18 protein-coding genes are annotated in these 21655 nt (G+C 65.5%); 17 read left to right on the top strand and 1 reads right to left on the bottom strand.

Annotated elements, in window-relative coordinates:
• The first annotated feature begins 105 nt into the window (after window positions 1-105).
• From siaA to CVS48_RS03400, 12 genes are all read left to right on the top strand, one after another.
• Window positions 106-2094 (top strand): biofilm regulation protein phosphatase SiaA, encoded by a 1989-nt coding sequence (gene siaA / locus CVS48_RS03455; protein WP_197723164.1) that lies wholly within the window; start codon window positions 106-108, stop codon window positions 2092-2094.
• Between the two features lie 23 nt (window positions 2095-2117).
• On the top strand, window positions 2118-2657 hold the full coding sequence (gene siaB / locus CVS48_RS03450; RefSeq protein ID WP_050447051.1) for a biofilm regulation protein kinase SiaB: 540 nt from the start codon (window positions 2118-2120) through the stop codon (window positions 2655-2657).
• A gap of 40 nt (window positions 2658-2697) precedes the next feature.
• Complete coding sequence (gene siaC / locus CVS48_RS03445) at window positions 2698-3075, top strand: biofilm regulation phosphoprotein SiaC (RefSeq protein ID WP_100853264.1); 378 nt, start codon at window positions 2698-2700, stop codon at window positions 3073-3075.
• Complete coding sequence (gene siaD / locus CVS48_RS03440; RefSeq protein ID WP_100853263.1) at window positions 3072-3872, top strand: biofilm regulation diguanylate cyclase SiaD; 801 nt, start codon at window positions 3072-3074, stop codon at window positions 3870-3872. The genes siaC and siaD overlap by 4 nt, the downstream gene beginning before the upstream one ends.
• A gap of 39 nt (window positions 3873-3911) precedes the next feature.
• Entirely contained in the window at window positions 3912-6485 is a 2574-nt protein-coding gene (locus CVS48_RS03435; RefSeq protein ID WP_242001377.1) for a sensor domain-containing protein, read from the top strand.
• Window positions 6486-7527: 1042 nt separating this feature from the next.
• Window positions 7528-9879 carry a bifunctional salicylyl-CoA 5-hydroxylase/oxidoreductase gene (locus tag CVS48_RS03430; protein WP_100853261.1) on the top strand — a complete coding sequence of 784 codons (2352 nt, stop codon included), beginning with the start codon at window positions 7528-7530 and terminating at the stop codon, window positions 9877-9879.
• Window positions 9876-10667: an SDR family NAD(P)-dependent oxidoreductase gene (locus CVS48_RS03425; RefSeq protein ID WP_100853260.1), complete on the top strand. Its 792-nt coding sequence runs from the start codon at window positions 9876-9878 to the stop codon at window positions 10665-10667. Before CVS48_RS03430 ends, CVS48_RS03425 begins: the two co-directional genes overlap by 4 nt.
• A 42-nt stretch (window positions 10668-10709) precedes the next feature.
• A complete protein-coding gene (locus CVS48_RS03420; RefSeq protein WP_100853259.1) occupies window positions 10710-11567 on the top strand; it encodes an enoyl-CoA hydratase family protein in 858 nt (285 codons plus the stop codon).
• Window positions 11568-11569: 2 nt separating this feature from the next.
• The gene (locus CVS48_RS03415; protein WP_100857485.1) at window positions 11570-12739 is read left to right on the top strand and encodes an acyl-CoA dehydrogenase family protein; all 1170 of its coding nucleotides are present in this window, start codon (window positions 11570-11572) and stop codon (window positions 12737-12739) included.
• A gap of 61 nt (window positions 12740-12800) precedes the next feature.
• Window positions 12801-14441: an AMP-binding protein gene (locus CVS48_RS03410; RefSeq protein WP_100853258.1), complete on the top strand. Its 1641-nt coding sequence runs from the start codon at window positions 12801-12803 to the stop codon at window positions 14439-14441.
• Between the two features lie 34 nt (window positions 14442-14475).
• Window positions 14476-14901: an acyl-CoA thioesterase gene (locus CVS48_RS03405; protein ID WP_050447059.1), complete on the top strand. Its 426-nt coding sequence runs from the start codon at window positions 14476-14478 to the stop codon at window positions 14899-14901.
• Between the two features lie 50 nt (window positions 14902-14951).
• The gene (locus tag CVS48_RS03400; protein WP_006217230.1) at window positions 14952-15359 is read left to right on the top strand and encodes a RidA family protein; all 408 of its coding nucleotides are present in this window, start codon (window positions 14952-14954) and stop codon (window positions 15357-15359) included.
• Between the two features lie 55 nt (window positions 15360-15414).
• Here the strand turns inward: CVS48_RS03400 and CVS48_RS03395 are convergent, their stop codons facing one another.
• Complete coding sequence (locus CVS48_RS03395) at window positions 15415-16401, bottom strand: AraC family transcriptional regulator (RefSeq protein ID WP_100853257.1); 987 nt, start codon at window positions 16399-16401, stop codon at window positions 15415-15417.
• 280 nt (window positions 16402-16681) lie between these two features.
• Here CVS48_RS03395 and CVS48_RS03390 point away from each other — a divergent pair, with 280 nt between their 5' ends.
• From CVS48_RS03390 to CVS48_RS03370, 5 genes are read left to right on the top strand one after another with little or no spacing between them, the layout of a single operon-like run.
• Window positions 16682-17860 (top strand): ABC transporter substrate-binding protein, encoded by a 1179-nt coding sequence (locus CVS48_RS03390; protein WP_100853256.1) that lies wholly within the window; start codon window positions 16682-16684, stop codon window positions 17858-17860.
• Window positions 17861-17920: 60 nt separating this feature from the next.
• Window positions 17921-19165, top strand: a complete 1245-nt coding sequence (locus tag CVS48_RS03385; RefSeq protein ID WP_100853255.1) for a dienelactone hydrolase family protein — start codon at window positions 17921-17923, stop codon at window positions 19163-19165.
• A gap of 9 nt (window positions 19166-19174) precedes the next feature.
• A complete protein-coding gene (locus CVS48_RS03380; protein ID WP_100853254.1) occupies window positions 19175-20518 on the top strand; it encodes an aromatic ring-hydroxylating dioxygenase subunit alpha in 1344 nt (447 codons plus the stop codon).
• On the top strand, window positions 20509-21042 hold the full coding sequence (locus CVS48_RS03375; protein ID WP_100853253.1) for an aromatic-ring-hydroxylating dioxygenase subunit beta: 534 nt from the start codon (window positions 20509-20511) through the stop codon (window positions 21040-21042). Before CVS48_RS03380 ends, CVS48_RS03375 begins: the two co-directional genes overlap by 10 nt.
• Window positions 21042-21650: a cysteine hydrolase family protein gene (locus tag CVS48_RS03370; RefSeq protein ID WP_100853252.1), complete on the top strand. Its 609-nt coding sequence runs from the start codon at window positions 21042-21044 to the stop codon at window positions 21648-21650. Before CVS48_RS03375 ends, CVS48_RS03370 begins: the two co-directional genes overlap by 1 nt.
• Window positions 21651-21655: the final 5 nt, after the last annotated feature.

The following is a 21655-nucleotide window of genomic DNA, read 5'->3' as shown; positions in this document are numbered from 1 at the left end:
CCCCGGCTGTTCTCTACACTTGTCCCGCCAGGCCCTTCGCGAGCCTACCGAGTGGGCACGCACGTTACGCAAGTACGTCTTATCAAGCTGTCAGGAAGACTTCGCATGGCGAAATGGGGTTTGCGCAAAAAATCATTGATGGCGCTGTTGTTGGCGTGCGTGGTCGCCCTGGCGCCCGCGGCGGTAATCGGTTGGTTGGTGCTGGATGGGGTCAGGGACCACTTCGGACGCGCCTTCGCCGACAACTTCACGCAATTGAACCGGCAACGCATCCTGGCGCCGGTGTCCCGTGAACTGGCATTGTCCTTGCGCCTGGCCGACAGCGAAGTCACCCGCCGCTGGCTGCGCAACGAAAGCGACCCGGCCGCGCGCGAATTGTTCTTTCGAGAAGCGGATGGCTACCGGCGCGATTTGCTTGGACGCGCCTATTTCATCGCCAGCGCCGCCACCGGCAACTACTACTTCAACGACGACAAGCCGCTGTCCGAAGCGCCGCGCTATACGCTCAGCCCTAGCGCGGCCGACGACGGCTGGTTCTACGCGTCGCTGAAATCGCCCGCCAAATACAACATCAACGTCAACCCCGACCTGAAGCTGAAGACCACCAAAGTGTGGATCAACGTCCAGGTGCGCGACGGCAACAAGGTTGTGGGGCTGACTGGCGCGGGTCTGGACGTGGGCGGCTTCCTGCGGGAATTCGTCAACAGCGGCCAGCCTGGCGTCACCCCCATCATCGTGGACGAAGAGGGCGCCATCCAGGCGCACATGGACGCCTCGCTGATCGCCTATAACTCCGGCGCGGGTGGCGGCGCCGCCGATCGCGGGCGCGTGTACAACCTGTTGGACGCGGGCCCGGGCCGGGACGAACTGCGCTCGGCCATGCATGCGGCGCAAGCCGACCCGCAATCGGTGCAGACGGCGTGGGTCAGCATGGACGGCACGCGCCAACTGGTGTCGGTGGCCTATATGCCCGAGCTGCACTGGCACGTGCTGACGGTGGTGGACCTGGGCGCCGCGCGCGTGCTGGACACCGACTGGCTGTGGCCGGCCGCCATCGGCCTGGTGGTGCTGTTTGCCGCCATGCTGCTGTGCTTCGGTTTCGCCATCGAGCGCTTGATGCTGCGCCCCTTGCGCCGCCTGCAGCAATCGGCCCGCGCCATTGCGGACGGCAGCTACGACGTGCGCCTGCCGCCGGGCGGCCAGGACGAAATCGGCGACCTGAGCCGCGCCTTCGGCGTCATGGCCGACAAGGTCCGCCAGCACACGGCCGAACTGGAGACCAAGGTGCGCGAACGCACCTCGGCGCTGGAAGACGCCAACCGCGCCATGGCCGCCGCGCACAAGAAAATTGGCGACTCCATCGACTACGCCAGCCTGATCCAGCGCGCCATCCTGCCCGACCGCCAACTGACGCAGTCGCTGGGCGCGCACCATTTCGTGCTGTGGAAGCCGCGTGATGTGGTGGGCGGCGACTTCTACGTGTTCCGCTCCGACGGCGCCAACTGCCTGCTGGGCATCATGGACTGCGCGGGCCATGGCGTGCCCGGCGCGCTGATGACCATGCTGGCGCGCGCCGCCATTGACCTGGCGATCACCGAGGTCGGTCCCGCCGACCCCGCCGGCGTCCTGACCCGCACCGACGGCGCCATCCGCGCCATGCTTGCGGATGCGCAATTGCCGCGCGCGCTGGCCACCAATACCGACGCGGGCCTGGTATATATTGACCGCCAATCCGGGCGCCTGCGCTATGCGGGCGCCAAGATCAGCCTGTACGCCAGCGATGGCGAGACCTTGCGTGAAGTGCCCGGCGGCAAGCGCGCGCTGGGCGACAAGCGGGTTGGCCGCTATGAAAACATCGACGTGCAATTGGAGGCCGGCTGGACGTACTACCTGGCCACCGACGGCTTCCTGGACCAGGCGGGCGGCGAGCACGGCTTTGGCTTTGGCAACACCCGTTTTGCGGAAATGCTCAAGAGACACGCGCGCCGGCCGTTAACAGAACAGGCCGCCGCGTTTTCGCAAGCGCTGGCCGAATACCAGGGTGGCCGTCCGCAACGCGACGACATCACCCTGTTGTCTTTCCGTTTCGAATAATCGTTATCAGGGCGGTAACCCCTATGAATGCCTCCGATCTCTACGCGCTGGGTGAACGGTTCAACCAGAACCGGACCCTGCTCTGCTTTAACGGGCCGATCTCCCGCAGCCTGATCGAAGAAATCGGCAACGCGCTCAAGAATTACCTGAATGCGGAACATGCGCGCCCGGCGGAAGCCATGGACGTCTTTTCGGTCTATATCGAAATGATCCAGAACATCCGCCAGTACGCCGCCGCCAATGGCGATGCCGAGGCCAGCGCCACGGTCGTCATCGGCCGCCGCGACGAAAGCCGCTACGTGGTGTCGGCGGGCAACCTGGTCAAGTCCGACGATGGCCACGCGCTGGTCGCCCGCATCCGCGAACTTGCCGCGCTGGACAAGGCGGCGTTGAAGGCCGAATACAAGACACAGCTGCACAAGCCGCGTGCCCAGGGCGTGGCCTCGGGCGCGGGCTTGGGCTTGATCGATATCGCGCGGCGCGCCGGCGCTCCGCTGGAAGCCAGCCTGACGCCCACCGCGCACGAAGGCAAGGCGTTCTTCAGCCTGAGCGTCGTGATTTGAAGGCTCCGCGCGCATCAAAGAATCATTTTCGGAGTATCTGATGAAAGACCTGAACATTCCCGGGACGCAGTCCACGCCCGCCATCACCGCCGACGCCGCCGCCGGCGTGCTGGCGATGCGCGGCGACTCCTATCCCGAGAATTCCTTTGAACTGTTCGGTCCGGTGATCGAATGGGTCGAAGCCTATCTGCTGAACACGGCCGCCCCGCTGAACCTGGAACTGGAACTGCTGTACCTCAATACCAGCAGCATCAAGTCCGTCATGGACGTCTTCGACCTGCTCGAAGCCGCCCATTGCAAGGGCCGCGAGGTCAGCGTCACCTGGTTCTACGACAAGCGCAACGAGCGCGTCGGCGAATTGGCCGAGGAATTCAAGGAAGACTGCACCTTTCCGTTCTCGGTGGTTGGCCGCGAATGAAGCCGGGCGCCGCCGAACTGGATCGCCGCATCGCCGAACTGCTGGCTGATCCCACCCATGCCGGACACCCGCTGCGCGAAGCGCTGGAGGCGCTGTGGCGGCATACGGCGGACCAGATGGCGCGGATCGAGCGCGTGACCCAGTTGTCGGACGCCTATCAGTCCATGGCGCACGAGCGAGAGCTGGGGCTATGCGACCAGTTCGACCGCCAATTGCGGCGCTTGACGCGCATTGCGCGCATATCCGATCACTACCAGAACATGATGCGCGACCTGAACACGGCGCTTGCGGAAACGTCCAGCCGCGACCCGCTGACCGGCCTGCTCAACCGGCGCGCGTTGATGGACATGATCAAGAAGGAAGTGGAGCGCGCCGCGCGCAGCGGAGAGAGCTTTGTGGTGGCCATGCTGGACGTGGATCACTTCAAGGCGGTCAACGACCGCTACGGCCACGAAACGGGCGACCGCGCCCTGGTCGAACTGGCGGGCGTGCTGGGCGAAAGCCTGCGTGAATACGATATGTGCGGCCGTTGGGGCGGCGAGGAATTCCTGGTGATGCTGCCCAACACCCAACCCGAAGCCGCCCAGGGCGTCATGGACCGGCTGGTCGGCGCGGTGCGCGGACTGGCGGTGGCGGCGGGCGAAAACGACGTATTGAGGCTGACGGTAAGCATCGGCATGGCGCATCACCAGTTGGGAGAAACCTTCTCGGAGACGCTGAGCCGCGCGGACCAGGCGCTGTATCTGGCCAAGCAGGACGGACGCGACCGCGTCGCCCTTGGTTTTCCTAAGCGCTGAATGAAACCGGAACCGCTGTATTCCGGTATGGAGCCCCTTATGCTTGACACTCAAGCAAGCGTTTCAAGCGCGGGCCCCCAGGGCGCCGCGTGGCATGCCGACAATTATCTGGCGTCGATGGACCGGGCGCTGTTGCTGTTCGATTTCGATACGGACGGCGCGCTGCTTAACGCCAATGCCAATTTCCTGGCGGCCGTGGGCTACACCCTTGACGAGGCCTTGCTGCTGCGCCACGACATGCTGTGCGACAGCGTGGACGAAGGCAAGGGCATCGCCAGCGGCGAGCAGGTGTGGGCCCGGCTGCGTCGGGGCGAACACTTTTCGGGTACCTGCCGCTACCGCATGAAAGACGGCGGTAGTTTGTGGATCGAAGCCACCTATCTGCCCTTGCCGGGCGACGACGGCCTGACCGCCCGCGTGTCGGTCGTGTCGCGCAAATCCATCGCCGATGCCGAACGCCAGGAAGAAATCCGCCTGCTGCTGCTGGGCATCAATGAAACCGGCAACGCGGTCGCGGTATCCGGCTCGGATGGCCGCATCGTCTACGTGAACGATGGTTTTCAACGCATGCTGGGCTTTGCGCGCGGCGACGCGCTACAGCAGGAGCTGGGCGAGTTGCTGGCCGGCGGTCGCCCCGATGGCGGCACCCGCGAAGAGCTGGACCGCCGCATCGCCTGCCGCGAAGGCTTCCACAAGGACGTGCTGGTCTATGACCGCTGCGGCAAGCCGCTGTGGGTGTCGGTCATGGCCAATTCCGTCTTCGATGACCGGGGTACGCTGGTCAATATCGTCGACGTGCTGACCGACATTACGCCCACCAAGGTGCATGAGGTATTGCAGCGGCGCGTGTTGCAGGCCATGGTCAACGAGGCTTCGGTGGTTGAAGTCATGAACATGGTGTGCCGCGAGGTCGAGCGCCTGGCGCCCGAAGTGGCGGCCACGGTCTTGCGCGTGGACGATACCGGCCATCTGCGGCCGCTGGCCGCACCCAGCATGCCGGAGGCCTATTCAAACGCGCTGGACGGCGTGAAGATCGGGCCGCAAGTGGGCGCCTGCGGCACGTCGGCCTTTCTGGGCCGCCCGGTCATCGTGCCGGACATCGCCACTGACCCGCTGTGGGACGATTACCGCCATCTTCCCTTGCCGGACGACATCAAGGCGTGCTGGTCATCTCCCATCAAGTCCAGCGATGGCAGGGTGATCGGCACCTTCGGGTTCTATTTCCGCGAACGCCGCCTGCCTGATGATTTCCATCATCGCCTGGTCGACGTGTGCGTCTACCTGTGCGCGCTGGCGCTGGAACGCGAGGAAGCGCGCGCCCGCATCCGGCAACTGGCGTTCTACGACGAGCTGACCGGCCTGCCGAACCGTAATCTGCTGCTGGCGCAAGCCGAGCAGGCCATCGCGCGCGCCGAACCGGAACGCAAGCGCGTGGCGGTGCTGTTCCTGGATCTGGACCGCTTCAAGCAGGTCAACGACACGCTGGGCCATCCGGTGGGCGATGCGTTGCTGCGCGATGTGGCGCAACGTCTGCGCCGCCTGGCGCGCGCGTCGGACATCGTGGGCCGCCTGTCGGGCGACGAGTTCGTGATGCTGATGCCGGACTTCGAACACGGCCGCCTGACCGCGGCCGCCGAACATGTGCTGGTGGCGCTGGCGCAGCCGTTCACGGTGGGCGGTATTACGCTGAATCCGTCGGTCAGCATCGGCATCAGCGTGTTCCCGGAAAACGGGCGCGACATGGATACCTTGCTGCGCCACGCCGATATGGCCATGTACCAGGCCAAGACGGCGGGCCGCAACCGCATCTCGTTCTTCAGCGCCGAAATGAACCGCCAGGCGCAAGAACGCCTGGCCCTGGAAGCCGCGCTGCGCGATGCGCTGGAAGCCAAGGCGCTGCGCTTGCACTATCAGCCGCAGGTGGGGTTGAAGAACGGCAGCCTGTATGGGGTCGAGGCGCTGGCCCGCTGGCGTCATCCCACGCTGGGCGATATTTCGCCCGTGCGCTTCGTGCCGCTGGCCGAGGAATGCGGGCTGATCGGCGACCTGGGTGATTGGGCGCTGCGCGAGGCGTGTTCGCAACTGGCTATCTGGCGCAACAACGGCCTGCGGGTGCCGTCGGTGTCGGTGAACCTGTCGGCGACCAATTTCCACAACCTGAACCTGCCACGGATGATTGCGGCGACCCTGGCCGAGTTCGGCTTGGCGCCGGCGGATTTGATGCTGGAAATTACCGAAGGCGTGGTGCTGGATGCCACGGCCGGTACGCTGCGCACCATTGCCGAGCTGCATCGGCTGGGGGTAAGGCTGTCGATGGATGACTTCGGCACGGGGTATTCCAGCCTGGGGCACTTGCGGCGCTTGATCGTGGATGAGTTGAAACTGGACCGCAGTTTCGTGCAGGGCCTGGAAAGCGACGATGCGGCGCGGGCCCTTACCAGCGCCGTCATCAGGATCGGAGAAAGCCTGAGCCTGCCGGTAGTGGCCGAAGGGGTCGAGAACGAAGAGCAGCGCAGGTTCCTGATCGAGCAGGGCTGCGCGGCGGGACAGGGGTTCTTGTTTTCGCCGCCGTTGCCGGCGGAGGAATTGGAGGAGTGGCTGCGGGGCAGGTAGGTATACGTCTCGTAGGATGGATGAAGTGCGCGAAGGCGGCCCCGCGAACGCAGAAGCCGATCGCACGTAACCCATCTCCGGCGACGGGATGTCTTGGGTCGGGGCGCTGCTGATGGGTTCGCGCGCTGGAGGTGTTGTCCTTCTCTTCATGTGCGCGCGCTACACCCATCCTACTGGGCCGCGGTTCATACGTTGTCTCGGGGCGGGGCGCTGCTGATGGGTTTGCGCGATGGGGGGTGTTGTTCTTCTCTTCATTTGCGCGCGCTACACCCATCCTACTGGGCCGCGGTTCATACGTTGTCTTGGGGCGGGGCGCTGCTGATGGGTTTGCGCGATGGGGGGTGTTGTTCTTCTCTTCATTTGCGCGCTACACCCATCCTACGTGACCGCGGTTCATACGTTGTCTTGGGGCGGGGCGCTGCTGATGGGTTTGCGCGATGGGGGTGTTGTTCTTCTCTTCATTTGCGCGCGCTACACCCATCCTACGGGGCCGCGGTTCATACGTTGTCTTGGGGCGGGGCGCTGCTGATGGGTTTGCGCGATGGGGGGTGTTGTTCTTCTCTTCATTTGCGCGCGCTACACCCATCCTACGGGGCCGCGGTTCATACGTTGTCTTGGGGCGGGGCGCTGCTGATGGGTTTGCGCGATGGGGGGTGTTGTTCTTCTCTTCATTTGCGCGCGCTACACCCATCCTACGTGGGCGCGGTTCATACGTTGTCTCGGGGCGGGGCGCTGCTGATGGGTTTGCGCGATGGGGGGTGTTGTTCTTCTCTTCATGTGGGCGCGCCGCACCCATCCTACGTAGGATGGGTGAAGTGCGCGATTGTTCGTCCCGCGAACCCCGGCGCCCAGCGCACGTAACCCATCTCTTCCCCCTCCACCACCGCGTCCCCCATTTCATTCCCGCCTAATAGCTTTCCCCCATTTGCGAACCCCTCACTTCGGGTATATATTTCAAGCCTAAACTATCCAGACCTAAATATCCGCGGCGCCCCGCTCCCGATAAACGAGCGACTGTCGCGTACCTCGGAGCGTTACGGCAATGAAAATAGTCTGCATCGGCGGCGGTCCCGCCGGCCTGTATTTCGGTCTGCTCATGAAACTGCAGAACCCCGCCAACGACGTCACTGTCATCGAACGCAATCGTCCGTATGACACTTTTGGATGGGGCGTGGTGTTCTCCGACGCCACCATGCAGAACCTGCGCGAGGCAGACCCCGTTTCCGCTCAGACCATTGGCGACGCGTTCAACCATTGGGATGACATCGACATCCACTTCAAGGGCCGCAGCATCCGCAGCAGTGGCCACGGCTTTATCGGCATCGGCCGCAAGAAGCTCTTGAACATCTTGCAGGCGCGTTGCGAAGACGTGGGTGTGAAGCTGGTGTTCGAGAACTTCGTCCAGGACGACCAGGCCATCGCCCGGGAATACGACGCCGATCTCGTCATTGCGTCCGACGGCATCAACAGCCAGGTCCGCACCCGCTACGCCGACACCTTCCACCCCGACATCGACCAGCGCCGCTGCCGCTTCGTCTGGCTGGGCACCAAGAAGGTGTTCGACGCCTTCACCTTCGCCTTCGTCCAGACCGAACACGGCTGGTTCCAGGCGCATGCCTACCGCTACGAAGACGGCATGTCCACCTTCATCGTGGAAACGCCCGAGGAAACCTGGCAGGCTGCCGGCATCGAGCAGATGAGCCAGGAAGAAGGCATTGCCTACTGCGAAAAACTGTTCGCGCCCTGGCTGGACGGCAATGCGCTGATCAGCAACGCCACGCACCTGCGCGGGTCCGCCATCTGGATTCGTTTCCCGCGCGTCATCTGCAACACCTGGGTGCACTGGAACACACTGGACACGGCGCGCGGCCAGCGCCGCGTGCCCGTCGTGCTGATGGGCGATGCCGCGCACACCGCGCACTTCTCCATCGGCTCCGGCACCAAATTGGCGCTTGAAGATTCCATCGAACTCGCGCGCTGCCTGAGCGGCGCCGAAGGCAGCGTCGAAGCGGGCCTGAAGCACTACGAGGAAGTCCGTAGCGTCGAGGTCCTGAAGATCCAGAACGCCGCCCGCAACTCCACCGAGTGGTTCGAAAACGTCGAGCGCTACGCCGAACTGGAACCCGAGCAATTCGCCTACTCGCTGCTGACCCGCTCGCAGCGCATCTCGCACGAAAACCTGCGCTTGCGCGACCCGGCCTGGCTGGAAGGCTTTGAGCGCTGGATCGCCGAACGCGCCGGCGCGCCCACCGCGTCCGGCCAGCGTCCCGCCATCCCGATGCTGACGCCGTACCAGGTGCGTGGCGTACGGTTGAAGAACCGCATTCTGGTGTCCCCCATGGCCATGTATTCCTGCACCGACGGCGTGCCGGGCGATTTCCACCTGGTGCACCTGGGCGCGCGCGCCATGGGCGGCGCCGGCCTGGTCATGGTGGAAATGACCTGCGTGTCGCCGGATGGCCGCATCACCCCGGGCTGCCCGGGCTTGTGGAACGACGAGCAGGCGCAGGCATTCACCCGCATCGTGGATTTTGTGCACGGCAATAGCGACGCCCGCATCGGCGTGCAGTTGGGCCATGCCGGCCGCAAGGGCTCCACGCAGCTGGGCTGGCAGAAAATCGATCACCCCCTGGCCGAAGGCAATTGGCCGCTGCTGTCGGCGTCCGCCTTGCCGTACATCGAAGGCGTGTCGCAAACGCCGCGCGCCATGACGCGCGCCGACATGGACGACGCGCGCGACAACTTCGTTGCCGCCGCCCGCCGCGCCGAGCAGGCCGGTTTTGACTGGCTGGAACTGCACTGCGCCCACGGCTACCTGCTGTCCAGCTTCATCTCGCCCCTGACCAACCACCGTGACGACGAATACGGCGGCAGCCTGGAAAACCGCCTGCGCTTCCCGCTGGAAGTGTTCAAGGCCGTGCGCGCCGTCTGGCCCGAAGACAAGCCCATGTCGGTGCGGATTTCCGCCAGCGACTGGGTCGAAGGCGGCATCACCGCTGATGACGCGGTGGACATCGCGCGCTACTTCAAGGCCGCCGGCGCCGACATGATCGACTGCTCGTCCGGCCAGGTCAGCAAGGAAGAAAAGCCCGTCTACGGCCGCATGTTCCAGACTCCGTTCGCCGACCGCGTGCGCAACGAAGCGGGCATCCCCACCATTGCGGTGGGTGCCATCTTCGAAGCCGACCACGCCAACGGCATCATCGCGTCGGGCCGTGCCGACCTGTGCGCCCTGGCGCGTCCCCACTTGGCCGACGCCTCCTGGACGCTGCGCGAAGCCGCGCGCGTGGGCTATCGTGACATCGCCTGGCCCAGCCAGTATTTCGCGGGCAAGCGCCAACTGGAAACCAACTTCGAACGCGCCGCCGCCATGGCGCAACTGGACATCAAATGACGAGCCTTGCGCAACCCTTGGCCGGTCGCCACGCGCTGGTGACGGGCGGCGCGCGCGGCATCGGCCTGGCCAGCGCGCGGGCGCTGCTGGCGCGCGGCGCGCGCGTCACGCTGCTGGGCCGCGATGGCGCGGCGCTGGATGCCGCCGCCGACAGCCTGGCCAGTGTGGGGCAGGTGCAGGCGGTTAGCGCCGACATCGCGGACGAAGCCTCGGTGCGTGCCGCCTTTGCCCAGGCCGAAACCGAATTCGGCCCGGTGCTGGTGCTGGTGAACAACGCCGGCCAAGCCGTCAGCCAGCGCTTTGACCGCACCGACGCCGCGCTCTGGCACCAGATGATTGCCGTCAACCTGACCGGCACGTTCCATTGCATCCAGGCCGCGCTGCCCGGCATGCTGCAAGCCAAGTGGGGCCGCGTCATCAACGTGGCCAGCACCGCCGGCCTGATCGGCTACGGCTATGTCAGCGCTTACTGCGCCGCCAAGCATGGCGTGATCGGGCTGACCCGTTCGCTGGCGCTGGAAACCGCGCAAAAGGGCGTGACCGTCAACGCCGTCTGCCCCGGCTATACCGAGACCGACATCGTGCGCGGTGCGGTCGCCAATATCGTGGAAAAGACCGGCATGACGCCGGACGCCGCCCGCGCCAAGCTGGCCGAGCGCAACCCCCAAGGCCGCCTGGTGCAGCCCGAGGAAGTGGCCGAAACCGTGGCCTGGCTGGCGCTGCCGGCCTCCGCCTCGGTCAATGGGCAGGCGATCGCCGTGGACGGCGGCGAAGTGATGACCGGCTAAGCCCGGCGCCCCATCAACCCCTGGATAACGAACGGAGACACCATGAGCACCCAGTCCGAAGAGCACACCATGAAGCACCACAGGCGCCCGCTGGCCGGTTACCAGGCCAAGACGTTCCTGTGGGAGGTGTCGGCCGACGGCAAGATCGGCACGGTTACGCTGAACCGGCCCGAACGCAAGAACCCGTTGACGTTCGATTCCTACGCCGAACTGCGCGACCTGTTCCGCTCGCTGGTGTATGCCACCGACGTGAAGGTGGTGGTGGTGACGGGCGCGGGCGGCAACTTCTGCTCGGGCGGCGATGTGCATGAAATCATCGGGCCGCTGACCAAGATGAGCATGCCCGAACTGCTGGACTTCACCCGCATGACGGGCGACCTGGTCAAGGCCATGCGCGCCTGCCCGCAACCCATCGTGGCGGCGGTGGACGGCGTGTGCGCGGGCGCGGGTGCCATGGTGGCGCTGGCCGCCGACATGCGGCTGGGCACGCCCGCCGCGCGTACCGCCTTCCTGTTCACCCGCGTAGGTTTGGCCGGCGCCGACATGGGCGCCTGCACCTTGCTGCCGCGCATGATCGGCCAGGGCCGCGCCTCTGAATTGCTGTACACCGGCCGCGCCATGACGGCTGACGAAGGCGCCAGCTGGGGCTTCTTCAACGCGCTGCACGATTCCGCCACCTTGGCCGAGGCCGCGCAGACGCTGGCCGCGCAACTGGCCGCCGGCCCCACCTTCGCGCACGGCGTCACCAAGAAGCTGCTGCACCAGGAATGGAACATGGGTGTGGACGAGGCCATCGAGGCCGAAGCCGAGGCCCAGGCCATCTGCATGCAGACGCGCGACTTCCACCGCGCCTACGAGGCCTTCGTGGCCAAGCAAAAGCCCGTCTTCGAGGGGAACTGATGATGCGTGATGCAAGCTGGCTGGACTGGCCCTTTTTTGACGACGCGCACCGCAAGCTGGCGCACGACGTCGACGCCTGGTGCGAAGCGTCCTTGGGCGACGTGGACCATCACGACGCCGACGCGGCCTGCAAGAAACTGGTCAAGGCCATGGGCCAGGCCGGCTGGCTGCGCTATGCGGTCGCGGGCGGCCCGGGCGGCGCCTGGGGTGGCGCGTTGCCGGAAGTCGATTCCCGCGCCGTCTGCATCCTGCGCGAAACGTTCGCCCGCCACGAAGGGCTGGCGGACTTCGCTTTCGCCATGCAGGGCCTGGGCAGCGGCGCCATCTCCTTGATGGGCTCTGACGAACTGCGCCAGCACTACCTGCCGCGCGTGGCGCGCGGCGAGGCCATCGCCGCCTTCGCGCTGTCCGAGCCCGACGCGGGCTCGGATGTGGCCGCACTTGCCTGCGAGGCCAAGCTGGACGGCGAGCACTACGTGCTGAACGGCGCCAAGACCTGGATTTCCAACGGCGGCATCGCGGACTTCTACGTCGTCTTCGCCCGCACCGGCGAAGCGCCGGGCGCGCGCGGCATCAGCGCCTTCGTGGTGGATGCCGACACTCCGGGCTTCGAGGTCAGCGAACGCATCGAACTCATCGCCCCGCATCCACTGGCCACGATCACCTTCGACAACTGCCGCATCCCGGCCTCGCACCGCCTGGGTGATGCGGGCCAGGGCTTCAAGCTGGCCATGATGACGCTGGATATCTTCCGCGCCTCGGTGGCCGCCGCCGCGCTGGGGTTCGCCCGCCGCGCGCTGGACGAAGGCTTGGCGCGCGCCAAGTCGCGCCGCATGTTCGGCCAGACGCTGGCCGACCTGCAACTGACGCAAGCCGCGCTGGGCGACATGGCCACCGCCATCGACGCCTCGGCGCTGCTGACGTATCGCGCCGCGTGGATGCGCGACGTGCAAAAGCTGCGCACCACGCGCGAAGCCGCGATGGCCAAGATGATGGCCACGGAATCGGCGCAGACCGTGATCGACCGCGCCTTGCAGATGTTTGGCGGCGCGGGCGTGGTGTCGGGGATGCCGGTGGAGAAGCTTTACAGGGAAATCAGAGCGCTGCGTATTTACGAAGGCGCCACCGAAGTGCAGAAGTTGATCATCGCCCGTGAACTGCTGAAGGCGTAAAGGGCCATCGAGCTCTCGCCATCAGCACAGCAAACCACACCGCACAAGCAAGGGGAATTTCATGGAAGTATCCGCCCACACCGACACCTTCGCCCGGGACAACCTACCCCCGGGCGAACAATGGCCTGAATTCCTGCTTGATGGCCCCGACGTGGCCTACCCCAAGCGCTTCAATTGCGCCGTGGAACTGGTGGACGCCATGGCCGAACGCGGCTTTGCCGACCGCGTGGCGCTGCGCTGGCGCGACGGCGACAAGCAGGCCACGATGACCTATCGCGAACTGGCTGCGCTTACCAACCGCATTGCGCGCGTGCTGACCGAAGACATGGGTCTAGTTCCCGGCAACCGCCTGCTGCTGCGCGGGCCGAACAACCCGATGATGGCGGCCTCGTGGCTGGCCGCGATCAAGGCGGGTTTGGTGACGGTGCCCACGATGCCGCTGCTGCGCGCCAAGGAACTCAAGCAGATCATCGAAAAGGCCCAGATCCAGGCCGTGCTGTGCGATGCGCGCCTGAAGGACGAAGCCCGTTTCTGCGCCGAGCCCGGCCACGAGCATCATTGCCCGGAACTCGCGCAGGTCATGTACTTCAACGATGCCGCGCCCGATGCGCTGGACGCGTTGGCCGCGGCCAAGCCCGACGATTTCACGGCCTGCGACACCGCCGCCGATGACGTCTGCCTGATCGCCTTCACCAGCGGCACCACGGGTTCGCCCAAGGGCTGCATGCACTTTCATCGCGACGTGCTGGCGATGTGCGACCTGTTCCCCAAGCATGTGATCAAGCCCGGCCCCGACGACATCTTCTGCGGCACGCCGCCGCTGGCGTTCACGTTCGGCCTGGGCGGCCTGCTGTGCTTTCCCTTGCGCGTGGGCGCCAGCACCGTGCTGGCCGAAAAGCTGTCGCCGGAAAGCCTGCTGGAACTGATCCAGGACTTCCGCGCCACCATCGTCTTTACCGCGCCCACGTTCTATCGCCAGATGGCCGCGCTGGTAGGCAAGTTTGATCTGTCTTCGCTGAAGAAAAGCGTGTCTGCCGGCGAAGCGCTGCCGGATGCCACGCGCCAGTTGTGGAAAGCGGCCAGCGGCATTGAAATGATCGACGGCATCGGCGGCACCGAAATGATCCACGTGTTCGTGTCCAGCCCACCCGAGGCCGTCAAGCGCGGCGCCATCGGCAAGGTCGTGCCAGGCTATGTGGCGCAAGTGGTGGACGACGACATGCAGCCCGTGCCCAACGGCACGGTGGGGCGGCTGGCCATCAAGGGCCCCACGGGCTGCCGCTACCTGGCCGACGACCGCCAGCGCCGCTTCGTGCAGCAGGGCTGGAACCTGCCGGGCGACACCTTCATGCAGGACGACGACGGCTATCTGTATTACCAGGCACGCAATGACGACATGATTGTCTCGGCGGGCTACAACATCGCCGGCCCCGAAGTGGAAGACGCGCTGCTGCGCCACGAAGCCGTGGCCGAATGCGGCGTGGTGGGAGCGCAGGACGACGAACGCGGCCAGTTGGTCAAGGCCTTCGTGGTGCTCAAGCCGGGCTTTGCGCCCAGCGATGCGCTCGTGGCCGACATGCAGGCGTTCGTGAAGGCCAGCATCGCCCCGTATAAATATCCGCGCGCCATCGAGTTCGTGGCCGCACTGCCCCGTACCGAAACGGGCAAGCTGCAGCGCTTTGCGTTGCGCCAGATGGCTTGAACCGGTCGTTGAAATAAGTAATCAGGAAATCATCATGTCCGCAGCATTCACCAGCCAGGTAGAAGTCCGCTTCCGTCATTGCGACCCGGCGGGCATTGTCTTCTATCCGCGCTATTTCGAGATGATCAATGACTTTGTCGAGGAATGGTTCGACAAGGGCATGGGCCTGCCGTTTCATGCGCTGCATGTCGATCGGCATATCGGTACGCCGATGGCCTCGGTCACCTGCGATTTCAGCGCGCCCAGCCGCTGGCATGAACGCTTGCGCCAAACGCTTGAGGTCCAGCGCATTGGCGGCGCGTCCTTCAAGGCGCTGGTGCGCTTTGAAGGGCCGGACGGACAGTTGCGCTTGTCGGCCACGCTGACGATCGTGACGGTGGATTTACGGACGATGAAGTCCATGCCCATGCCTGCCGACCTGCGGGAACGCATGCAGGCTTATCTGGTTCCCGCGGCGTAAGGCCGCGAGACCACCCTGTCGTTTGTTTTTTATAAATAGGATGAGACGTTATGAAGATTCTGCAACCGCCGGATTGGATGGCGCCCCGGGGCTATTCGAATGGTGTGCTTACCGAAATGACGGTGGGCAGCAAGCTCGTGTTTGTAGGCGGGCAGGTGGGGTGGAATGGGCAGCAGCAATTCGAATCGGATGACCTGGCGGACCAGGTCCGCCAGACGCTGTCGAACATTGTCGCCATCCTGGCCGAAGGCGGCGCCAAGCCCGAACATATTGTGCGGATGACCTGGTACGTCACCGACAAAGAAGCCTATGTGGCCGCGTATCCGGCCATCGGCAAGCACTACCGCGAATTCATCGGCCGGCACTTCCCGGCGATGACGGCGGTGGAAGTGGCCGACCTGGTCGAGGACCGCGCCAAGGTGGAAATCGAAGTGACGGCGGTGGTGCCGGCGGCCTGATCAGTGCGGGCTACGGCCATGTGAGGCCGGGGGCTTTCCGGCCCCCGGGCGCTTTCTACCCCTGCCCACGCCGCGTCTCGCGCGGCAGTTCTCCAAACCGTTCCCGGTAGTACTCCGAGAACCTTCCCAGATGTCCAAACCCCACGCCCAGCGCGACTTCGGTCACGCTGGCGTGGGCGTTCGTCTTCAGCTTCTGCCTTGCCGTGTCCAGGCGCAGTGACCGCAGCGCCATCATGGGCGTGGTGTCGCGGTGTTCCTGGAACAAGCGGGTCAGCGCGGTGACGCTGGCGCCGGCGTGGCGGGCGATGTCCGTCAGCGTCAGCGGGGCCGACAGGTGCTCGCGCATATAGCATTCCGCCAGTGTCAGGCGGCGCGGCAGATCTTGGGCTTGCCCCGCCTGCGCTTGCCAGCTATTGGGCTGGTTGTACAGCAGGTGCAGCACCAGCGTGTCTTCCAGGTGTTCCAGCCACGCGGCGGGCGGGCGCCGCGCGCCGTCATCCAGCGTGGGCAGCAGGTGGATCATGCTGGCGACCATGCTGCGCCAGGCCGCGCCCACCGGGTTGTCCAGGCGCAGGGCGGGGTGGAAGTCCAGCGCCAGCGTGGCGGCGTCGCCAAAGGCGCGGCGGCCCATGGCTTCGAGCTTGCCGCGCGGAATCTTCAACAACAGTTGTTCGCAGCCGGCCTCCCAGTGCAGCCGTACCGGGCGGTTGGGCGCGATGACGGCGGCGCAGTCGGGGTGGGCGTCCACGTGCTCGCTGCCGCATTCGATGCGCGCGCGGCCGCGCAGCGGCACTTGCACCAGCATGAAGTCCTGCAGGCGGTCGGGTTCGATGTGGACTTCGGCGCCGTAGCGCAAGGTACAGACCGTTAGCGAGCCGAACCGGCCCCGGTTCAGCTCGGCGTCCACGCGGCCCGCCTTCCATGTCAGCCGGTGTTCCTTCAGCGCTTCCGACACGCGGGTGCGTGTTTCGTCCTGTTGGGTGGAGCTGAACACGCGCCGCTTGAAAAGCGGCGCCAGTTCGAGTCGGGACCAGCCGTGCATGGGTGCCTCCGGGACGGGAACGCTCCCGTATCAGCAGCCCAGAATAAATTAACTGTCCAGGCTTTGGAATTAAGTGAATCCCGGATAAGACTGCGCGTATTCGGATAGAGCCGCGCGGCCGCGAGGCATACGCTAGCCAGCAGGCTCTCCCCAGCTCTTGGAGGGCGTCGTCACGGCGCGTAAGCTTGGCGACTTTGATCGGCGACATGCGTGGTCCGACGGCAGACGGGATCTGTCAGCTTTCCGCCAGCACGGCTGGCGGCAGAATCGAAGGTGGCCCATGAATCGAAATCTCTGGAGCCGGCGCGCGCTGGCGGCACTGGTCTGTATGTCCGCCATGGCTGGCGCCTCGGCGGCCGACAAGGTCAAGGTAGGCATGCTGACGACGCTGTCCGGTCCGGGGTCCGCGCTGGGCAACGAGATCCGCGACGGCTTCAATCTGGCGCTGCAACATACGGGCGGCAAGCTGGGCGGGCTGCCCGCCGAGGTCGTGGTGGCCGACGACCAGCAAAAAGCGGATACGGGCCGCCAGGCGGTGGAACGGCTGCTCAAGCGCGACCGCGTGGACGTCATGACCGGGATCGTGTTTTCCAACGTGCTGCTGCCCGTGATGCCGGCCATTTTGCAGTCTGACACCATTTACCTCAGCACCAATACCGGCCCCGAAAACTACGCGGGCGCGGGCTGTAACCCCAACTTCTTCGCGGTGGCCTGGCAGAACGAAGACATCCCGGCCGCCATGGGCAAGTACGCCACGGACCAGGGCTACAAGAGCGTGGCGCTGATCGCGCCCGACTACCCGGGCGGCCGTGAGTCGCTAAAGGGTTTCAAGCGTCTATACAAGGGCGGCTTGTCCGAAGAGATCTACACCCAGCTCGGCCAATTGGACTACGGCGTTGAGATTTCGCGCTTGCGCGCCAGCAAGCCCGATGCGGTCTTCTTCTTCCTGCCTGGCGGCATGGGCGTGAACTTCATCAAGCAGTTCAACGGCGCGGGCCTGTCCAAGGACATCGCGCTGTTGGCGCCGGGCTTCTCGGGCGACGAGGACACCATCGCCGCCGTCGGCGCGCCGATCGCCGGCATGCGCAACACGTCGCAATGGGCGGCCGATCTGGACAACCCCGCCAACCGCAAATTCGTTGAAGACTTCAAGAAGACCTACAAGCGCACGCCCACGCTGTATGCCTCGCAAGGCTATGACGCCGCCATGCTGCTGGACAGCGCCGTGCGCCAAACGGGCGGCAAGCTTGACGCCGACGCGCTGCGCCCGGCGCTGCGGCGCGCGGATTTCAAATCGGTGCGGGGCGACTTCAAGTTCAACCGCAACCAATACCCCATCCAGAACTACTACCTGCGCGTCGTGGAAGCGGGCGCGGACGGCAAGCTGGCCAACAAGCTGTCGGGCACGGTGCTGACCCAGTACCAGGACCCGTTTGCCGCTACCTGCCAGATGAAATAGGCGGCCGGCCACGCAACCCAGGCATCTTGCATCAGGCATCAAGCAACACAGGAGAACCGAATGACCCAACAGATCTCGACGCGCGAGGTGACCATTCCCTCGCACGATGGCAAGACATTCAGCGCCTATCTGGCCGTGCCCGCCTCGGGCCATGGCCCCGGGCTGGTGCTGTGCCAGGAAATCTTCGGCGTGAACGACTTCATGCGCCGCGCTGCGCAGTTGCTGGCCGAAGAGGGCTATGTGGTGCTGGTGCCCGACCTGTTCTGGCGCCAGCAGCCCGGCATTCAACTGACCGACGGCCCGGCCGACATGCCGCGCGCGTTCGAGCTCTACCAGGGCTTCGACGTTGAGCAGGGCCTGAAAGACATCGCGTCCACCATCGCCATGCTGCGCGAGTTGCCCGAGCAACAGGGCGGCGTCGGCGTGCTGGGCTATTGCCTGGGCGGCAAGCTGGCCTACCTGGCCGCCTGTTGTACCGATGTGGACGTGGCCGTGGGCTATTACGGCGTGGGCATCGAAGACAGCCTGGACGAAGCGGCCAACTTGCGCGGCCGCCTGGTGCTGCACATTGCCGAGCAGGATGGCTTCTGTCCGCCCGCCGCGCGCCAGCGCATCCTGGATGCGCTGGGCGGCAAGCCCGGCGTGGAACTGTATGTGTACCCCGGCATGGACCATGCGTTCGCCCGCACGGGCGGCGATCACTACGACAAACCGTCGGCGCTGATGGCGCACCAGCGCAGCATGGCCGCGCTGCAACGCGCCATCGGCCCGGAGTTCGATTATTCGTACCTGTGGGACAAGCACTGCGAATACGAATTCGGCACGCGCGACGTGGCCGCCACCATGGCCACGATGGTGGCCGAACCCTACGTGAACCACATCCCCACGATGACGGGCGGCGTGGGCCACAAGGAACTGTCGCGCTTCTACCAGCACCATTTCGTGAACGGCAACCCGCCCGACACGCGCTTGATTCCGCTGTCGCGCACGGTGGGCGCCACGCAGATCGTGGACGAACTGCTGTTCTGCTTCACCCACACCACCGAGATCGACTGGATGCTGCCCGGCGTGGCGCCCACGGGCCGGCCGGTTGAGATTCCGCTGATCGCCGTTGTGAAGTTCCGGGGCGACAAGCTCTACCACGAGCACATCTATTGGGACCAGGCCAGCGTGCTGGTGCAGGTGGGCTTGCTGGACCCCGCCGGCCTGCCGGTAGCGGGCCGCGAAACCGCCGCCAAGCTGCTGGACGAAACCCTGCCGTCGAACACGCTGATGGCGCGCTGGAAAGACAGCGAGAACAAGTAGGAGCCCCCCATGTCTTACACCGACGAACAACTGTCCGCGATGGTGCGTGGCGACAGCGTGCATCGCGGGGTCTACACCGACCCCGCCATCTTCGACCTGGAGATGCAGCGCATCTATGGCCGCGCCTGGATCTACGTGGGCCATGAAAGCCAGGTGCCCAAGACGGGCGACTATCACACCACCCGCGTGGGCGACCAGGACGTGCTGATGGTGCGCGCGTCCGACGGACATGTGCACGTGCTGTACAACCGCTGCCCGCACAAGGGCGCCAAGGTGGTGGCGGATGGCGAAGGCTGCGTGGGCAAGTTCTTCCGCTGCCCGTACCACGCCTGGACCTTCAAGCTGGACGGCAGCCATCTGGGCGTGCCGCTCAAGCAGGGCCTGGAAGGCACGTCGTATGACCCCACCGACCCGGCGTTCTCGATGCGCCGGCTGGCGCGCGTGGAAAGCTATCGCGGCTTCGTGTTCGCCAGCCAGGCCAAGGAAGGCCCGGCGCTGGCCGACTTCCTGGGCGGCGTGCGCTCGTCCATCGACAACCTGTGCGACCGCTCGCCGGTAGGCGAGGTGGAAGTGGCGGGCGGCATCTTCCGCGTGATGCAGCGGTCAAACTGGAAGGTGTTCTACGAAAACCTGCACGACACCATGCACGCCCGCGTCACGCATGAATCGTCCTACGCCGCCGCGCGCGACGAGGCCAAGGAAATGGGCGAAATGCCGCTTGAGCTGCACATCATGGACGGCAACGGCGAACCCTACGAGTTCTGGGAAAAGCTGGAACTGCGCGCCTACGAAAACGGCCACGGCTATATGGAAGGCATCTTCAACCCGGGCGCCGCCGAACGCGACCCGGTATCGCGCGCGCACTTTGAAACGCTGGCCGCCGCCTACGGCGAGGAGCGCGCCCGCGAGATCCTGGGCATGAACCGGCACAACACGGTCATCTATGGCAGCGGGTCACCGCACACGGTGTTCCAGCAGTTCCGCGTGATCCGTCCGATTGCCGTGGATCGCACGCTGATCGAGATCCAGACCTTCCGCTGCAAGGGCGCGCCCGACGGCGTGTTCAAGCGCGCAATGCTGTACGCCAACGTCATCAACTCGCCGTCGTCCAACGTCATGCCCGACGACATCGAACTCTACAACCGCTGCCAGGAAGGCAACGCCACGCGCGGCGGGGAATGGGTCAGCATGCACCGCTACCACGGCAGCGACCGCAGCGACGCGGACGGCATGGTGTCGGTCAACGGCACCAGCGAACTGCCCATGCGCAACCAGTTCCACGCATGGAAGACCTATATGGAAGCCGGCGCGGCGTCTAACGCGCCCGCCACGGGAGAAGGCGCATGCTGCTAGACCTGGATTTCGATGTCGGTACGGCTGACCTGGCACCTGCCGAGGTGCCCGCCGACGCCTATCACCGCATTGCGCAATTCCTGTACCGCGAGGCGCGGCTGCTGGACGAACGGCGCTACGACGACTGGCAGGCGCTGTGGACGCAGGACGGCATGTACTGGATGCCGCGCGTGCACGGCCAGCAAAGCCCGTACGACCATATTTCGCTGTTCTGGGAAGACCGCATGCTGCGCGATGTGCGGATCCGCCGCCTGGAGCACCCGCGCAATTGGTCGCAGCAACCGCCCACGCGCAGCGTGCGCCTGGTGGGCGGCGTGCAGGTGGAAGGGGTGGATGCGGGCGGCAACCTGGTGGTGCATTCCGCCTTCCAGATGACCGAATGGCGCAAGCGCCAACCGCGCCAACTGGCCGGCCGCTACACGCACAAGCTGGCGGCTGATGGCGATAGCTGGCGCATCCGCATGAAGCGCGTTGACCTCGTCAATTGCGACGACGTGCACGACGTGTTCGAGGTGTTTGTCTGATGACGGCGGATACCGCGGTGCTGGCGCTGCACTATCAGAACGACGTGCTGCACCCCGACGGCAAGATCCGCGTCGGGCTGGACGCTGACAACGGCGCGCGCCAGCGCCTGCTGGACAACGCCGCCGCCTTGCTGGACGGCGCGCGCGCGCAGGCCATGCCCATCGTGCATGTGCGCATCGCCTTCCGCCCGGACTACGCCGACCTGCTGCCCAACTGCGCCATCTTCCGCAACGTGGCCGCGATTGGGGCGGTGCCGGAAGGGCAGTGGGGCAGCGAGTTCTACGACGGCTTGCAGCCCTTGGCCGGCAGCCCGCGCGAGTTCATCGTGAAGCACACCCGCATCAGCGCGTTTTACGGCACGCCGCTGGAAGAAACGCTGCGCGTGATTGGCGCGCGCCGGCTGGTGGTGGCGGGCGTGGCCACGCATTCCGTGGTGGAAGGCACGGTGCGGCACGCCGCCGACATTGGCTTTGATGTGATGGTGGCCGAGGACGCCTGCGCGTCCGCCGACCCGGCGGTGCATGCTGCCTCGCTGGCCAGCATGCGCCTGATTGCGCAAACGGGTTCGGTGGCCGAAGCGGTGCGCTGGGCCGCCGCGCCGCACTGATCAAG

This window comes from Achromobacter spanius (assembly GCF_002812705.1).
Lineage (GTDB): Bacteria > Pseudomonadota > Gammaproteobacteria > Burkholderiales > Burkholderiaceae_B > Achromobacter > Achromobacter spanius.
Note: the sequence above shows the minus strand (reverse complement) of the source record. Positions and strands in the feature narration are given on the sequence as shown.

Excerpts from the sequence above, each read along its gene's own strand:
- CVS48_RS03415 (WP_100857485.1), top strand. The coding sequence starts at position 11,570 with ATGCGTGATGCAAGCTGGCTGGACTGGCCCTTTTTTGACGACGCGCAC.
- siaC (WP_100853264.1), top strand. The coding sequence starts at position 2,698 with ATGAAAGACCTGAACATTCCCGGGACGCAGTCCACGCCCGCCATCACC.
- siaB (WP_050447051.1), top strand. The coding sequence starts at position 2,118 with ATGAATGCCTCCGATCTCTACGCGCTGGGTGAACGGTTCAACCAGAAC.
- CVS48_RS03410 (WP_100853258.1), top strand. The coding sequence starts at position 12,801 with ATGGAAGTATCCGCCCACACCGACACCTTCGCCCGGGACAACCTACCC.
- CVS48_RS03375 (WP_100853253.1), top strand. The coding sequence starts at position 20,509 with ATGCTGCTAGACCTGGATTTCGATGTCGGTACGGCTGACCTGGCACCT.
- CVS48_RS03405 (WP_050447059.1), top strand. The coding sequence starts at position 14,476 with ATGTCCGCAGCATTCACCAGCCAGGTAGAAGTCCGCTTCCGTCATTGC.
- siaD (WP_100853263.1), top strand. The coding sequence starts at position 3,072 with ATGAAGCCGGGCGCCGCCGAACTGGATCGCCGCATCGCCGAACTGCTG.
- CVS48_RS03400 (WP_006217230.1), top strand. The coding sequence starts at position 14,952 with ATGAAGATTCTGCAACCGCCGGATTGGATGGCGCCCCGGGGCTATTCG.
- CVS48_RS03390 (WP_100853256.1), top strand. The coding sequence starts at position 16,682 with ATGAATCGAAATCTCTGGAGCCGGCGCGCGCTGGCGGCACTGGTCTGT.
- CVS48_RS03420 (WP_100853259.1), top strand. The coding sequence starts at position 10,710 with ATGAGCACCCAGTCCGAAGAGCACACCATGAAGCACCACAGGCGCCCG.
- CVS48_RS03395 (WP_100853257.1), bottom strand. The coding sequence starts at position 16,401 with ATGCACGGCTGGTCCCGACTCGAACTGGCGCCGCTTTTCAAGCGGCGC.
- siaA (WP_197723164.1), top strand. The coding sequence starts at position 106 with ATGGCGAAATGGGGTTTGCGCAAAAAATCATTGATGGCGCTGTTGTTG.
- CVS48_RS03430 (WP_100853261.1), top strand. The coding sequence starts at position 7,528 with ATGAAAATAGTCTGCATCGGCGGCGGTCCCGCCGGCCTGTATTTCGGT.
- CVS48_RS03425 (WP_100853260.1), top strand. The coding sequence starts at position 9,876 with ATGACGAGCCTTGCGCAACCCTTGGCCGGTCGCCACGCGCTGGTGACG.
- CVS48_RS03435 (WP_242001377.1), top strand. The coding sequence starts at position 3,912 with ATGCTTGACACTCAAGCAAGCGTTTCAAGCGCGGGCCCCCAGGGCGCC.
- CVS48_RS03385 (WP_100853255.1), top strand. The coding sequence starts at position 17,921 with ATGACCCAACAGATCTCGACGCGCGAGGTGACCATTCCCTCGCACGAT.
- CVS48_RS03370 (WP_100853252.1), top strand. The coding sequence starts at position 21,042 with ATGACGGCGGATACCGCGGTGCTGGCGCTGCACTATCAGAACGACGTG.
- CVS48_RS03380 (WP_100853254.1), top strand. The coding sequence starts at position 19,175 with ATGTCTTACACCGACGAACAACTGTCCGCGATGGTGCGTGGCGACAGC.